Here is a 13,900-nt window from a genome sequence, read left to right as displayed (position 1 = left end):
GTTTAGAGCCCGGAGCTTATCTCGTGAGCTTCGGTGAAACGCACCGCCTGACCTCACGGGCCATCAAGCGTTACCAAGCGGAGAATCAGGCATGGCTTCGGCTGCTGAACAACTAGCCTCGAATCTGAATTTCTCGGCCTTCGCCAAGGCGGAGGACCTGAAGAAACGCATCTGGTTCACCATTGGCGCGTTGCTCGTCTACCGCCTCGGCACCTATATCCCGCTGCCCGGAATCAATCCCGACGCCTTCGCCCAAGCCTTCTCCTCGCAGAGCAAGGGCGTGCTCGGCATGTTCAACATGTTCGCCGGCGGCGCCGTGCAGCGCATGGCGATCTTCGCGCTCGGCATCATGCCTTACATCTCCGCCTCCATCATCATGCAGCTGATGACCTCGGTCATTCCGTCGCTGGAAGCGCTGAAGAAGGAAGGCGAACAGGGCCGCAAGGTCATCAACCAGTACACGCGCTACGGCACCGTGCTTCTGGCACTGGTACAGGCCTATGGCATTTCGGTGGGGCTGGAGAACGGCAACGGCATCGTCAGCGATCCCGGCATGTTCTTCCGCGTTTCGACCGTCGTCACGCTGGTCGGCGGCACCATGTTCCTGATGTGGCTCGGCGAGCAGATTACCGCGCGCGGCATAGGCAACGGCATTTCGCTGATCATCTTCTCCGGCATCGTCGCCGGCTTGCCGCATGCCATTTCCGGCACGCTGGAACTTGGTCGCACCGGCGCCCTGTCGACCGGCCTGATCCTGGCGATCATCGTCCTGGCCATCGTCGTCATCGCGCTCATCGTGTTCTTCGAACGCGCCCAGCGCCGCCTGCTGATCCAGTATCCGAAGCGCCAGGTCGGCAATCGCATGTTCCAGGGCGACACCTCGCATCTGCCGCTGAAGCTCAATACGTCGGGCGTCATCCCGCCGATCTTCGCCTCGTCGCTGCTCCTGCTGCCGGCCACCATCGCCGGCTTCTCGCAGACCACCAACATGCCCGCCTGGGCGAGCACCATCCTGGCCTCGCTCGGCCATGGCCAGCCGCTCTACATGGCGTTCTACGCGGCGATGATCGTGTTCTTCGCCTTCTTCTACACAGCGATTGTCTTCAACCCGAAGGACACCGCCGACCAGCTCAAGAAGCATTCGGGCTTCATCCCGGGCTATCGCCCGGGCGAGCGCACCGCCGATTACATCGATTACGTTCTCACCCGCATCACCGTCGTCGGCGCCATCTATCTGGTGCTGGTGTGCCTGCTGCCGGAGTTCCTGATCTCGGCGACTGGCGTACCATTCTACCTTGGTGGCACATCGCTTCTGATCGTGGTCAGTGTCACGCTCGATACGGTTGCGCAGATTCAGGGCCACCTGATCGCGCACCAGTATGAAGGCCTGATCAAGAAGTCGAAGCTGCGCGGGGGGAAGAAAGCCAGATGAGGTTGATTTTGCTTGGGCCGCCAGGGGCGGGCAAGGGGACACAAGCACAAAGACTGGTAGAAAAACACGGCATACCCCAACTCTCGACGGGAGACATGCTGCGTGCCGCCGTTCAGGCCGGTTCCGAAGTCGGCAAGCGTGCCAAGGCGGTGATGGATGCCGGTGAACTGGTGTCCGACGCCATCGTCAATGCCATCGTCGCCGAGCGGATCGACCAGGCCGACTGCGCCAAGGGATTCATCCTCGACGGCTACCCGCGCACACTGGTGCAGGCCGATGCGGTTGAATCGATGCTTTCTGAGCGTGGCATCGGCCTCGACACGGTCATCGAACTGGTCGTCGACGACAGGGCCCTGGTCGGCCGCATCGTCAAGCGCGCCGAGGACGCCAAGGCCGCCGGGCAGCCGGTGCGCAAGGACGACAATCCGGCGGTGTTCGAGGAGCGCCTGCGCGAGTACTACAAGAAGACCGCTCCGCTGACCGGCTATTATTACGCCAAGGGCAAGCTCAAGACGGTCGACGGCATGGCCAGCATCGACGCGGTGACCGCCGAGATCGAAGCCGTGCTCGCGGCCGCCGCCAAGGCGCGGTAACGGAATCTAAAGATTAGGCTTGACGGGAGCGGCTCGCTGCGGTATGGCGGCCCGTCTTCCTATCAGGTGCGAACTTTGCTTGTCCGCAAGGGCAAGGCAGTCGCTTTGAACTGGAAACTCCCGCAAGGGCCGGCCTCCACCGGACGCGGGGCAACTTTGACAGCGCCGGGACTACCTTGTTTTAAAGGTTGGCCGGCCCACATGGAGAAGGAAAGAACATGGCTCGTATAGCCGGCGTCAACATTCCGACCAACAAGCGCGTCGTCATCGCGCTTCAGTACATTCACGGCATTGGCAAGAAGTTCGCCCAGGAGATCGTCGACAAGGTCGGCATCCCGGCCGAGCGCCGCGTCAACCAGCTGACCGACGCGGAAGTCTTGCAGATCCGCGAGACCATCGACCGTGACTACCAGGTCGAAGGCGACCTGCGTCGCGAAGTGTCGATGAACATCAAGCGTCTCATGGACCTCGGCTGCTACCGCGGCCTGCGTCACCGTCGCTCGCTGCCGGTCCGCGGCCAGCGCACGCACACCAATGCACGCACCCGCAAGGGCCCGGCCAAGTCGATCGCCGGCAAGAAGAAGTAATTTGGGTGAATAAGGGAGTAGGGGAGTAAGGCAGTAGGGAATGCCCGCCAGTCGGGTCGCATTTCTCCCTACTCCCTTACTGCCCTATTCCCCCACTCCCTTACGAAGGTGGAGCCGCTGGCATTACGGCGGTGTAGAGATCAACTGAAAGGAATACCATGGCCAAGGAAGCCGCTCGTGTTCGCCGTCGCGAACGCAAGAATATCTCGTCGGGCGTTGCCCACGTCAATTCGACCTTCAACAACACGATGATCACCATCACCGACGCGCAGGGCAATTCGATTGCCTGGTCGTCGGCCGGTGCCCAGGGCTTCAAGGGTTCGCGCAAGTCGACCCCGTTCGCCGCCCAGATGGCTGCCGAGGACGTCGCCAAGAAGGCCCAGGAACACGGCATGCGCATGCTCGAAGTCGAGGTCTGCGGACCTGGCTCCGGTCGTGAATCGGCGCTGCGCGCCCTGCAGGCGGCCGGCTTCACCATCACCTCGATCCGTGATGTGACGCCGATCCCGCACAATGGCTGCCGCCCGCGCAAGAAGCGCCGCGTCTAAGAAATTACCGAACGCCGCGCGAACGCCCACAGGGGCGTTCCTCCGCGGTATTCCAGGTCGCCCGCCACGATTGGATGGTGGCGGGTCAACGGAAGGAAAGCATCATGATCCAGAAAAATTGGCAGGAACTGATCAAGCCGAACAAGATCGAGTTCTCGTCGAAGAAGAAGACGCTGACCACGCTGGTCGCCGAGCCGCTTGAGCGTGGCTTTGGCCTCACGCTGGGCAACGCGCTGCGCCGCGTGCTTCTGTCTTCGCTGCGCGGTGCGGCTGTGACCGCCGTGCAGATCGACGGCGTTCTGCATGAATTCTCGTCCATCGCCGGTGTGCGCGAGGACGTGACCGACATCGTCTTGAACATCAAGGAAATCGCCATCCGCATGGAAGGCGACGGCCCCAAGCGCATGGTTGTGCGCAAGCAGGGACCGGGTGCGGTTCTCGCCGGCGACATCCAGACGGTTGGCGATGTCGAGATCCTCAATCCCGACCACGTCATCTGCACGCTGGACGAAGGCGCTGAAATCCGCATGGAATTCACCGTCGACACCGGCAAGGGCTACGTGCCGGCCGAGCGCAACCGCGCCGAGGACGCGCCGATCGGCCTGATCCCGGTCGACAGCCTCTATTCGCCGGTCAAGAAGGTCTCCTACAAGGTCGAGAACACCCGCGAGGGCCAGGTTCTCGACTATGACAAGCTGACCATGACCATCGAGACCGACGGTTCGATCTCGGGCGAGGACGCGGTGGCTTTCGCCGCCCGCATCCTGCAGGACCAGCTCGGCCTGTTCGTCAACTTCGACGAGCCGCAGAAGGAAGTCGCCGCCGAAGCCGTCACCGAGCTCGCCTTCAACCCGGCGCTGCTCAAGAAGGTCGACGAGCTCGAGCTTTCGGTGCGTTCGGCCAACTGCCTGAAGAACGACAACATCGTCTACATCGGCGATCTCATCCAGAAGACCGAAGCCGAGATGCTGCGCACCCCGAACTTCGGCCGCAAGTCGCTGAACGAGATCAAGGAAGTGCTGGCGGCAATGGGCCTGCACCTCGGCATGGAAGTGCCGGACTGGCCGCCGGAAAACATCGAAGACCTCGCCAAGCGTTACGAAGACCAATATTGAGCATGAATTCCAAGGATCGGCGGCGTGAGCCGCTCGATCCGACGGTCATGCGGAAAACCATCAGAGGCCTTGGCCTCTTGAACAACTGAAGAAGGAAAAGAGCCATGCGCCACGGTTTCAAAGGCCGTCGCTTCGCCCGAAGCATTAGCCATCGCAAGTCGATGTTCGCCAACCTCGCCGTGTCGCTGCTCGAGCACGAGCAGATCGTCACCACCCTGCCGAAGGCGAAGGACCTGCGTCCGATCGTCGAGAAGCTGGTGACGCTCGGCAAGCGCGGCGACCTGCACGCCCGCCGCCAGGTGATCGCGCAGATCGGCAATGAAGGCGTCGTCAAGCGCCTGTTCGACACCATCGCCCCGCGCTACGCCAACCGCAACGGCGGTTATCTGCGCATCATGAAGGCCGGCTTCCGTCACGGCGACAACGCCGCGATGGCCGTCATTGAGTTCGTCGATCGCGACACCTCGGCCAAGGGCGCTGGCGACCGCGCCCGCCTCGAAGCCGAAGGCACCGACGCGGAAGCCGCGGCCGCATAAGGCTCCGTCTTTCCGGAATGAATTGAAGGGGCCTGCGGGCCCCTTTTTCATGTTCTACGCGCGTCAAAGCGTGCCCAAAATGATCTGCCGGCGCGAAAATAATCGGATTTCAGCGGCTTAGCCTTTCATTTTGCACAATCGTCGGGACAATGCGCCCGAACTTGCCTTGGAGGATTCGCGAATGCGCGCCAAAAGACTGTCCCTTGTTCTGCTCTGCGCCTTCATGGTGTTCGCAGCCGCACCGGCAGTCCGGCAGGCGTTCGCCGAAGACGCGGCAAAACCCGCCGATCCGGGCCTGTCGGACGTGCTGACCGACCTGCTGCACGGTGTCGAAGGCGAGAATGCCACCTCGGGGCCTGACAAGCGCGTGCCGTTCGGCCGTGAGGAGGTACAGCTTTCGTTCGCGCCGCTGGTCAAGCAGACGGCGCCGGCCGTGGTCAATGTCTATGCCTCGCAGACGGCCAAGGTCACATCGCCTTTTGAAGGTGATCCGTTCTTCGAGGAGTTTTTCGGCCGTGCGCAGCCGCGCGCCCAATCCTCGCTGGGCTCAGGTGTGCTTGTCGATCCGAGCGGCGTCATCGTCACCAATTTTCACGTCATCAAGGATGCCGACGAGGTCAAGGTGGCGACCGCCGACGGGCGCGAATTCACCAGCAAGGTGATGCTGAAGGACGAGACGCTGGATCTAGCCGTGCTCAAGATCGAATCCGACAAGCCGTTCCCGGTCATCGCCATTGGCGATTCCGACGCGCTGGAGGTCGGCGACCTGGTGCTGGCCATCGGCAACCCCTTCGGCGTCGGCCAGACCACCACCAGCGGCATTGTTTCGGCACTTGCCCGCAGCCATATCGGCGTCTCGGATTCGGGCTATTTCATCCAGACCGACGCGGCCATCAATCCCGGCAATTCCGGCGGCGCGCTGATCAACATGGGCGGCCAACTGGTCGGCATCAACACCGCCATCTACAGCCGCAGCGGCGGCTCGATCGGCATCGGTTTCGCCATCCCGGCCAACATGGTGCGGGCTTTCGCCGATGCCGCAAAGGCTGGCCTCGACTTCTTCGAGCGTCCCTATATCGGCGCCGAGTTCGAGGCGGTGACGCCGCAGATCGCCGAATCGCTCGGCATGGAAAAGCCGACCGGTGCGCTGGTGTCTTCGGTCGATGCCACGGGACCAGCCGGCAAGGCCGGGCTGAAGGCTGGCGATGTCGTGCTGCAGATCAACGGCAAGCCGGTCGAGAGCATCGAGGCGCTGGACTATCGCATGGCGACGCTGTCGATCGGCACAAAGGCGAATTTCGCGATCCTGACCAAGGGCCAGCAAGCAGCCATGGACATCGCGCTGGAGCGCGCGCCGGAAGGTGCGAAAGCCTCGGAAGTGACGCTGCATGGCCGCAGCCCGTTCTCGGGCGCCAAGGTCGCGGAACTGTCGCCGCGGCTTGCCCAGAAGCTTGGCCTGCGCACCGATCTCAAGGGCGTGACGGTGATCGACATCAATCGCGACTCGCCGGCCGCCGATTTCGGCTTCATGCCGGGCGACATCGTGCGCGAGGTCAACGGCACCACCATCGATACCGCCGCGACCCTGGCGCAGGTAGCCCAGCAGGATACGCGCTGGTGGCGCTTTACCGTCGAGCGCGGCGGGCAGATACTGCGCCAGGTGCTGCGTTACTGAGTTCGATCTGAAGGGATCGCGCTCCAAACCAAAAGAAGTACATGGCCGATCTGTTCAGTGTCGATGAACCGGAAAAGGCGCCGCCCGGTCGGCCGCTGGCCGACAGGCTGCGGCCGAGAAATCTTGGCGAGGTCGTCGGCCAGGAGCATCTGACCGGCCCCGATGGCGCGCTGACCCGGCTGATCGGCTCGGGCTCACTCGGCTCGATGATTTTCTGGGGGCCGCCGGGCACCGGCAAGACCACGGTGGCAAGGCTGCTCGCCGGCGAGACCAGCCTTGCCTTCGAGCAGATTTCGGCGGTGTTTTCCGGCGTTGCCGACCTGAAGAAAGTGTTCGAGACGGCCAAGCTGCGCCGCGCCAACGGCCGCCAGACCTTGCTGTTCGTCGACGAGATCCATCGCTTCAACCGCGCCCAGCAGGATTCCTTTCTCCCTGTCATGGAGGACGGGACGGTCGTCCTGGTCGGCGCCACGACGGAAAACCCGTCCTTCGAGCTCAACGCGGCTCTGTTGTCGCGCGCGCGCGTCATGGTTTTCCATTCGCTCGGCGAGGAGAGCATCGCCAAGCTGATGGTGCGGGCTGAGGAGACGGAGGGCAGGGCGCTGCCGCTCGATGACGAGGCCCGCGCCATGCTGATCCGCATGAGCGATGGCGACGGCCGCGCATCGCTGACGCTGGCCGAGGAAGTCTGGCGCGCCGCCAAGCCCGGTGAGGTCTTTGATCCCGAAGGGCTGCAGCGTATCGTCCAGCGCCGTGCGCCGATCTACGACAAGGGCCAGGACGGCCACTACAATCTGATCTCGGCGCTGCACAAATCGGTGCGCGGTTCCGATCCCGACGCGGCACTCTACTATCTCGCGCGCATGTTCGACGCCGGCGAGGATCCGCTCTATCTTGGCCGCCGGCTGGTGCGCATGGCGATGGAAGACATCGGCCTAGCCGATCCGCAGGCGCTGGTCGTCGCCAATGCCGCCAAGGACGCCTACGACTATCTGGGCTCTCCGGAAGGCGAGCTCGCCTTTGCCGAAGCCACCGTCTATCTCGCCACCGCGCCCAAATCCAATGCAGTCTACACCGCCTTCAAGGCGGCGACGCAGGCAGCCAAGCAGCATGGCTCGCTGCTGCCGCCGAAGCATATCCTCAATGCGCCGACCAAGCTGATGAAGGAAGAGGATTACGGCGCGGGCTATCGCTACGATCATGATGAGCCCGACGCCTTTTCGGGCCAGGACTATTTTCCGGAGAAGATGGGCCGCCAGACCTTCTACGATCCGCCTGAGCGTGGTTTCGAGCGCGACATCAGGAAGCGGCTCGACTATTGGGCGAAACTGCGCAAGGAACGGGAATAGCGGATTTGCGTGGCCCGGTGGTCGTCACGCTTCGAAGCGAGGCCCCGCCATGGGGTATCTCAACCTCGGTTGCTCTCCACGCACTGCTGGCCGCGATGCTGGCGCTCATGCCGCTGCCAAAGCGGCCGAAGCGGCTGGACGAGGAACGGGTGTCGGTCGACATTCTGACACCCCAGCAGTTCGAGGCCTCGACAAGGCCGCCGCCGGCGCCAGCACCGCCTTCAGCGCCCGAGGCGCAAGCGTCCGTACCAACACCAACAACACCATCAACCACTCCTCGATCTATATCGCCCACCGCGCCGACCATGATTCGGCCGACCGAAATGCTGTCGGCCAAGACGCTCGCCGATCCGCGCAGCCGGCAGGCGCGCGCCGATCTCGCGACCTTCGCTTCCGACGAACGCATGGTGCAATTGTGCAATCTCGAGGCCATGGACCAGATCCGGCGATGGCGCGTGGACTTTCAGCCGGAACGCGTCGTGCCTTATGCGACAGCCGAGGAGAAGATCGGCGGCACCACGATCACCGCGGACGGCGCGGCTTTCCGCAGTCGCAAAAACTGGTATGGTCTGAAGTTCAAATGCCAGCTCGCGCGGGACGGCGAAAGCGTCATCGGCTTTGAGTTCCTGGTCGGCGATCCCGTGGCCAGGGAGAAATGGAACGAGCTCGGCTTGCCAGCGGTGCATTGACCCCAGCGATGCATTGACCGAAGTCTGGCAAATTCCACCAGGCAACTGCCAGGCCACGATGTCGTGGCGTTGTGCGGCGACCCAAAAAACCTTATCAAGGCGCACGGCCGGGCGGTGGTCGTTGCCGAGATTTGGCACACTCATTCGCAACAGGATCGCGCTCCGCGCGTGGAAAAATGACAAAAACCCTTCGCAAATCCCTTCGCAAATTCGCCATCGCCATCCCACTTCTCGCCCTTGGCTTCTACTTCATCCCCATTCTGACGACGATCTTCATCGTCTGCGGCCTGATCGACGTGCTGCGCAACGACAGGAAGGATCTGGCGCTGTTCTCAGGCTACTTCCTAGGCAACGGCCTGTTCACCTGGCTCTTGTCGCCGTTCAACCTGCTGGTCGATCTGCTCTGCTACCGCAATCCCGGTGTGTGGAAGCTGGAGCAGTTTCCGGAGGATTATCAGCGCGAGGTCAATGAGGTCCTGGACATCTTCAAGGCGCGCAAGGATGAGATCATCGCCGATATCGATGCCAATTTCGGCGCCGGCCGGCGTGGCATGTATGTCTACCAGTGGTACGGCAAACACCGGATCGACAACGTCGCCGAGTTCAACAAGGATTTCAAATACATCAAGACCATCGCCGTTTCGGTCTTCAGCAAGCGCGAATCGACCTCCTGGCACTTCGGCCCGCTGCGCCTCAGCCTTCGCATCCTCTACAATCTGATCCCGGTGAAGGCGGAAATCTTCGTCGAATGCGGCAACGTCAAGAACTACTGGTACGACAATCCGCAGTTCATCTTCGACGACACGCTGCTGCACCGTTCGGTCAACGAATATGACGGCCGCCGCTACTGCGTGTTCATGGACATCATCAGGCCGTCCCCGTTCCCGAGACTCATTGCCGGCATGCTCGCGGTTGTCTCGGTCAGCGTCGAGCGCATCAATTCGATGTTCTACAAGAACTGGAAGATGATCGGCTCGACCAAGCCGAAGAAGATCGAAACCACCTGACCTGAAAACGTCGACGCTGCCGGCTCTGCTGGCAGCGTCAGGGTGCGATGCATTATCTTTTGCCGACCTCTCGCGCACGGCTTCTGTATATCACATATGAATAATATATCGAACGGCTGCTTGGAAGAAGCGGTCCCTTCGGCGGTATTTCTGTGTGTCGTCGACGCTTGCGACGTCCATGCGTTCAAGTATACATCTTTATAAAGTCATCAATAATTCGTGATACGAATTGGCAAATCCCGATCGCGGAAACGGCATTCGAGTGTATTAGAAATAGCTTAAATTAGACTTAGGCGGACCCCGTCTCTTCCATTCTTGGCGGCTTCAAGTGATCGGGAAAAAAATCTTCGGATTCTGGGGGGCTTACATCTGCGCCGTGTTACTTGGCGCTGCTGTGAGCGCCGCGTACATAAGTCTCGAAGAGTCCGTCTATTATTGGGACTTCGCGGCCTATTTCAACATGTTCAACCAGCAGGGCGCACTTCTGGTCGAAAGCCCTTTCGAATGGCTGAGCCAATTGGGCACCTCTATCGCCACGGAAGATTACGGCGTGGCGATCCTGGTGCCGCTGATGCCGTTTCACCTTGTTTTTGGCGGTTCAAGGCTTTCCTTCGTTACCGCAATAGTCGCGGTCTACCTGGTTCCAGCGGTTCTTTTGATAGGCAGAATAAGCTATCAGGAGGCGGTCTCCGAGATACCGTCCCGTAGCTGGATCGCCGTCTGGATCGCGGCCTTCCTGTACACGCCGTTCTGGGCGCCGACGCTTCGGGGAATGCCTGACATTGCCGGCTGTCTCGCCCTGACCGCGGCAACCTATTTTTTCTGGAAATCCAAATTCCTGACCCGCGAACCGGTGGTGAGCGGAATAGCCGTCGGCGCCTGCCTGTGGTTGGCGTTCATGCTGCGCCGCTGGTACGCCTATGCGGACATAGGGATCACCGTTTCCGCGGCATTCCTGGGTTTGCTGCAGATTGCAAGGGAGCGGGATTTGCCGGCCTTCCGCAACGCGGCTCTGGGCGGCGCGTGCGTGGTTTTCCTTATTGCCGCGACGGCGTTGAACTTCCAGCTGCCGCTAATTGCCAAGATTCTGCAAACCAGCTACGCCGACCTTTACAGCGGATACAAGACGACCTTTGTCACCCAGCTCGGTGACGTCGGATCCCGGCTCAGCTATCTGAACTGGGCGTTGATTGTGGTGGGCCTCAACATCTCGGTTGTGCGCCGCAACAGATTTGCCGTCTTCTGTGCCATGGCCTCGGTGCTTACCTTCTTGGCTTTCATCCGGACGCAGGACCCGGAACGTCATCATTCCTTGCCGATTTTTCTTTGGCTCTTTCCCGCCTATGCCCAGGCAATCGTTTCGATCGTCTCCGTGCCGGGACTGAAATCACGATGGCCGACCGTCGCCATGGCCGCTGTTGCCGGATTTGCTTTTTTGGGCACGTTTTTTCCAGCCGGCCGTCAGTTGTTGTCCCCGGTTGGCTTCGTCTTCGCCAGGGAAGCCACGCTTCCCCTTCACCTTGACAATCTCCCCGAATACAGCCGCCTGATCGATGACCTCGTCGACAGGATGGAACCGAAGGACCGCTTTTCGGTATTTGCGTCGGGTCCTGTGATGAGCGACGCCCTGTTGTTCGGCATGAAACGGGATCTTGTTACCCATGTCGGATGGATTTGCCAGGTGGACAGTCGTGATCGGTTCCGACCGGACGCATTGAAATCCAGATATGTTGTCGTGACCGACCGGCCGGTTACTCATCTGCAACCCGGCGCGCAGATCTGCGTCACGCTCCCGAACCAGTATATTCTTGAAGGCAAGGGTATCGGTGCCGCGTACAGGCGCATTGCGCAGTACCGATTGTCAGGCGGTGTCGCCGGCTATCTCTACGAACAGGTACGCCCGGTCAGAAAGGCCGAGGTCGATGCCCTCTACGTCGAATTCAAGAAGAAGTATCCAGACTGGACGGTGCCTGAATGGTGATTGCGAAGGGATTGACGCCACGGCCTCGACACGGGCAGTAGACGATGATGTTCAATCTGCTTCTCGTGGTCGTCGGCGGCGGCATCGGCGCCGGCATCCGCCATCTCACCAACATGGGCGCGCTGCGTCTTGTCGGCCCCAACTACCCCTGGGGCACGATGGTCATCAACATCGTCGGCTCCTTTGCCATGGGCCTGTTCATCGCCGCCCTGGCGCGCCGCGGCGGGTCGAACGAAGTCAGGCTGTTCGTCGCCACCGGCATCTTTGGCGGCTTCACGACTTTTTCCGCCTTTTCGCTCGATTTCGCGACGCTGTGGGAGCGCGGAGCCACGCTGCCGGCATTTGGATATGCGCTGGCCAGTGTCATTGGCGCGATCATCGCCCTGTTTTTGGGTCTTTGGCTCGCAAGAAGCCTGCCTTAATGCTATTGCCGCGCCAAGCGCAGGCCGAGCCCTGCTTTGGAAACGGATAAGCGAAGAAAAAATGGCAGGCGTTGAACAGATCACGGTGGAGGCCGGCGAGGCGGGCATGCGGCTCGATCGCTGGTTCAAGACGCATTTCCCGGGCCTTGGTTTCGGCCATTTGCAGAAGCTGCTGCGCTCCGGCCAGATCCGCGTCGACGGCGGCCGCGTCAAGGCCGACAGCCGTGTCGAGCCCGGCCAGGTGGTGCGTATCCCGCCACTCGAGGTCGACAAGAAGGGCGAGAGCGCGCTGACTGGCCATTCGATCCGCAACCAGGGCGATGCCGACGTCCTGGCGAAAATGCTGATCCATGAGGATCCGAAGGTTTTCGTCTTCAACAAGCCGGCGGGCCTTGCGGTGCAGGGCGGCTCGGGCGTCACCCGCAATGTCGACGACATGCTGGAAGCCTGGCGCAACCAGAAGGGTGAGAAGCCGCGGCTGGTCCACCGGCTCGACCGCGACACGTCGGGCGTGCTGGTTGTCGCCCGTACGAGACTGGCCGCCATGAAGCTGTCGGAAGCGTTCCGCGCCCGCGAAACGAAGAAGACCTACTGGGCGCTGGTCAAGGGCGTGCCGCCGAAGCGCGAGGACAAGATCTCGACCTGGCTGATCAAGGAGCCGACCGAGGATGGCGACCGCGTCCGGGTCGCAGCGCATGGTGAAAAAGGCGCCGACCATGCCGTGTCCTACTACCGCATCATCGAGCAGGCGGCGCAGACCATGACCTGGCTGGAGATGGAACCTTACACGGGCCGCACCCACCAGCTTCGCGTCCATGCCGCCTATATCGGCTGCCCGATCATCGGCGATCCGAAATATTTCGAGGCCGACACCAACTGGGATTTCCCCGGCGGTATCCAGAATCGCCTGCATCTGCATGCGCGCCGCATCATCATTCCGCATCCCGACAAGGGCGTCATCGACGTCACCGCGCCGATGCCGCCGCACATGCGCCAGAGCTGGAACCTGATCGGCTTCGACGACGCCAGCGCGGAGGATTGATCTTGAGCGGCGCCACTGACGCGCTCGATCGGCGCGACACAGTCGACATGGCCGCCGCCGCCATCATGGTCGGCCTGACCTTTTCCTGGGGCCTGAACTATGTCGCCGCCAAAATCTCCTATGCCGGCTACGATCCCGTCTTCCTGTCGATCGCACGCTCGATCATCGGCGGCTTCTGCGTCTTCCTCTGGTGCCGCTGGCGCGGCATCGCTCTGTTCAGGCGCGATGGCACATTGCTCGCCGGCATTGCCGTAGGCGTGCTTTTCGGCATCGAGTTCCTTTGCCTCTATGTCGGCCTGGAGCATACGACTGTTGCCCGCAACACGCTGCTGGTCAACTCAATGCCGTTCTGGATGCTGATTGGCGGTCACTTCCTGCTTGGCGAACAGATCACCATGCGCAAGTTCCTCGGCCTGCTGCTGGCTTTTGCCGGCCTCACCGCCGTCTTTTCCGACAAGCTTGGCGGCGGCGACATGCTGTTCGGCGATCTGCTCAGTCTTGGCTCCGGGTTCTTCTGGGCTTTGACCAATATCCTCATCAAGCGGTCGAAACTGGTCGTGGCGAGCGCCGAGAAGCTGCTGCTCTACCAACTCGCCGGCGCGGCGATCGTCGGCATATTGGTGCTGCCTCTCGCCGGCCCGCCGGTGCGCGATCCGTCCTTGTTGCCAACTTTGGCGCTGCTTTTCCAGGCGATCTATATCGTCGCCTTCACCTATGTCCTGTGGTTCTGGCTTCTGCGCCGCTATCCGGCCTCCGGCCTGTCCAGCTTTACCTTCCTGTCGCCGGTTTTCGGTGTCCTGTGCGGCGCGATCATCTTGAACGAGCCGCTGACCATTCGCATTTTTCTGGCACTTGGCTTGATTGCGGCGGGCCTGATCATCGTTAACCGGCCGGCGCGCAAGCCGACACCGGTGTGAGAGTGAC

14 protein-coding genes are annotated in these 13,900 nt (G+C 61.6%); all 14 read left to right on the top strand.

Translation table 11 applies throughout. The annotated features are described in order from the left end of the window. Positions 1-91 precede the first annotated feature (91 nt). Entirely contained in the window at positions 92-1,432 is a 1,341-nt protein-coding gene (secY, locus tag JG747_RS22115) for a preprotein translocase subunit SecY (protein ID WP_019857971.1), read from the top strand. Then, the gene (locus JG747_RS22110) at positions 1,429-2,025 is read left to right on the top strand and encodes an adenylate kinase (RefSeq protein WP_019857972.1); all 597 of its coding nucleotides are present in this window, start codon (positions 1,429-1,431) and stop codon (positions 2,023-2,025) included. The genes secY and JG747_RS22110 overlap by 4 nt, the downstream gene beginning before the upstream one ends. A gap of 218 nt (positions 2,026-2,243) precedes the next feature. Continuing rightward, positions 2,244-2,612 carry a 30S ribosomal protein S13 gene (rpsM, locus tag JG747_RS22105; protein WP_006205445.1) on the top strand — a complete coding sequence of 123 codons (369 nt, stop codon included), beginning with the start codon at positions 2,244-2,246 and terminating at the stop codon, positions 2,610-2,612. Positions 2,613-2,770: 158 nt separating this feature from the next. Continuing rightward, entirely contained in the window at positions 2,771-3,160 is a 390-nt protein-coding gene (gene rpsK / locus JG747_RS22100) for a 30S ribosomal protein S11 (protein WP_006205444.1), read from the top strand. A gap of 104 nt (positions 3,161-3,264) precedes the next feature. After that, complete coding sequence (locus JG747_RS22095; RefSeq protein ID WP_006205443.1) at positions 3,265-4,275, top strand: DNA-directed RNA polymerase subunit alpha; 1,011 nt, start codon at positions 3,265-3,267, stop codon at positions 4,273-4,275. 104 nt (positions 4,276-4,379) lie between these two features. Next, a complete protein-coding gene (gene rplQ, locus JG747_RS22090) occupies positions 4,380-4,811 on the top strand; it encodes a 50S ribosomal protein L17 (RefSeq protein ID WP_010909289.1) in 432 nt (143 codons plus the stop codon). Between the two features lie 181 nt (positions 4,812-4,992). Then, the gene (locus JG747_RS22085; protein ID WP_069092111.1) at positions 4,993-6,486 is read left to right on the top strand and encodes a DegQ family serine endoprotease; all 1,494 of its coding nucleotides are present in this window, start codon (positions 4,993-4,995) and stop codon (positions 6,484-6,486) included. A gap of 41 nt (positions 6,487-6,527) precedes the next feature. Continuing rightward, entirely contained in the window at positions 6,528-7,835 is a 1,308-nt protein-coding gene (locus JG747_RS22080) for a replication-associated recombination protein A (RefSeq protein ID WP_069092112.1), read from the top strand. A gap of 5 nt (positions 7,836-7,840) precedes the next feature. After that, complete coding sequence (locus JG747_RS37120) at positions 7,841-8,524, top strand: DUF930 domain-containing protein (RefSeq protein ID WP_244748192.1); 684 nt, start codon at positions 7,841-7,843, stop codon at positions 8,522-8,524. A gap of 176 nt (positions 8,525-8,700) precedes the next feature. Further along, positions 8,701-9,531: an aspartyl/asparaginyl beta-hydroxylase domain-containing protein gene (locus JG747_RS22070; RefSeq protein WP_027046811.1), complete on the top strand. Its 831-nt coding sequence runs from the start codon at positions 8,701-8,703 to the stop codon at positions 9,529-9,531. Between the two features lie 328 nt (positions 9,532-9,859). Then, positions 9,860-11,512 carry a hypothetical protein gene (locus JG747_RS22065; protein ID WP_202360036.1) on the top strand — a complete coding sequence of 551 codons (1,653 nt, stop codon included), beginning with the start codon at positions 9,860-9,862 and terminating at the stop codon, positions 11,510-11,512. A 47-nt stretch (positions 11,513-11,559) separates the two neighbouring features. Then, on the top strand, positions 11,560-11,934 hold the full coding sequence (crcB, locus tag JG747_RS22060; RefSeq protein WP_038652633.1) for a fluoride efflux transporter CrcB: 375 nt from the start codon (positions 11,560-11,562) through the stop codon (positions 11,932-11,934). A 61-nt stretch (positions 11,935-11,995) separates the two neighbouring features. Further along, positions 11,996-12,976 (top strand): RluA family pseudouridine synthase, encoded by a 981-nt coding sequence (locus tag JG747_RS22055; RefSeq protein ID WP_019857981.1) that lies wholly within the window; start codon positions 11,996-11,998, stop codon positions 12,974-12,976. A 47-nt stretch (positions 12,977-13,023) separates the two neighbouring features. Further along, the gene (locus tag JG747_RS22050) at positions 13,024-13,893 is read left to right on the top strand and encodes a DMT family transporter (protein ID WP_064983542.1); all 870 of its coding nucleotides are present in this window, start codon (positions 13,024-13,026) and stop codon (positions 13,891-13,893) included. Positions 13,894-13,900 lie beyond the last annotated feature (7 nt).

Origin of the sequence: Mesorhizobium sp. 131-3-5 (assembly GCF_016756575.1) — a bacterium.
Lineage (GTDB): Bacteria > Pseudomonadota > Alphaproteobacteria > Rhizobiales > Rhizobiaceae > Mesorhizobium > Mesorhizobium jarvisii.
Note: the sequence above shows the minus strand (reverse complement) of the source record. Positions and strands in the feature narration are given on the sequence as shown.

Coding starts and splice junctions, on each gene's coding strand:
- secY (WP_019857971.1), top strand. CDS start 92: ATGGCTTCGGCTGCTGAACAACTAGCCTCGAATCTGAATTTCTCGGCC.
- JG747_RS22110 (WP_019857972.1), top strand. CDS start 1,429: ATGAGGTTGATTTTGCTTGGGCCGCCAGGGGCGGGCAAGGGGACACAA.
- rpsM (WP_006205445.1), top strand. CDS start 2,244: ATGGCTCGTATAGCCGGCGTCAACATTCCGACCAACAAGCGCGTCGTC.
- rpsK (WP_006205444.1), top strand. CDS start 2,771: ATGGCCAAGGAAGCCGCTCGTGTTCGCCGTCGCGAACGCAAGAATATC.
- JG747_RS22095 (WP_006205443.1), top strand. CDS start 3,265: ATGATCCAGAAAAATTGGCAGGAACTGATCAAGCCGAACAAGATCGAG.
- rplQ (WP_010909289.1), top strand. CDS start 4,380: ATGCGCCACGGTTTCAAAGGCCGTCGCTTCGCCCGAAGCATTAGCCAT.
- JG747_RS22085 (WP_069092111.1), top strand. CDS start 4,993: ATGCGCGCCAAAAGACTGTCCCTTGTTCTGCTCTGCGCCTTCATGGTG.
- JG747_RS22080 (WP_069092112.1), top strand. CDS start 6,528: ATGGCCGATCTGTTCAGTGTCGATGAACCGGAAAAGGCGCCGCCCGGT.
- JG747_RS22070 (WP_027046811.1), top strand. CDS start 8,701: ATGACAAAAACCCTTCGCAAATCCCTTCGCAAATTCGCCATCGCCATC.
- crcB (WP_038652633.1), top strand. CDS start 11,560: ATGTTCAATCTGCTTCTCGTGGTCGTCGGCGGCGGCATCGGCGCCGGC.
- JG747_RS22055 (WP_019857981.1), top strand. CDS start 11,996: ATGGCAGGCGTTGAACAGATCACGGTGGAGGCCGGCGAGGCGGGCATG.
- JG747_RS22050 (WP_064983542.1), top strand. CDS start 13,024: ATGGCCGCCGCCGCCATCATGGTCGGCCTGACCTTTTCCTGGGGCCTG.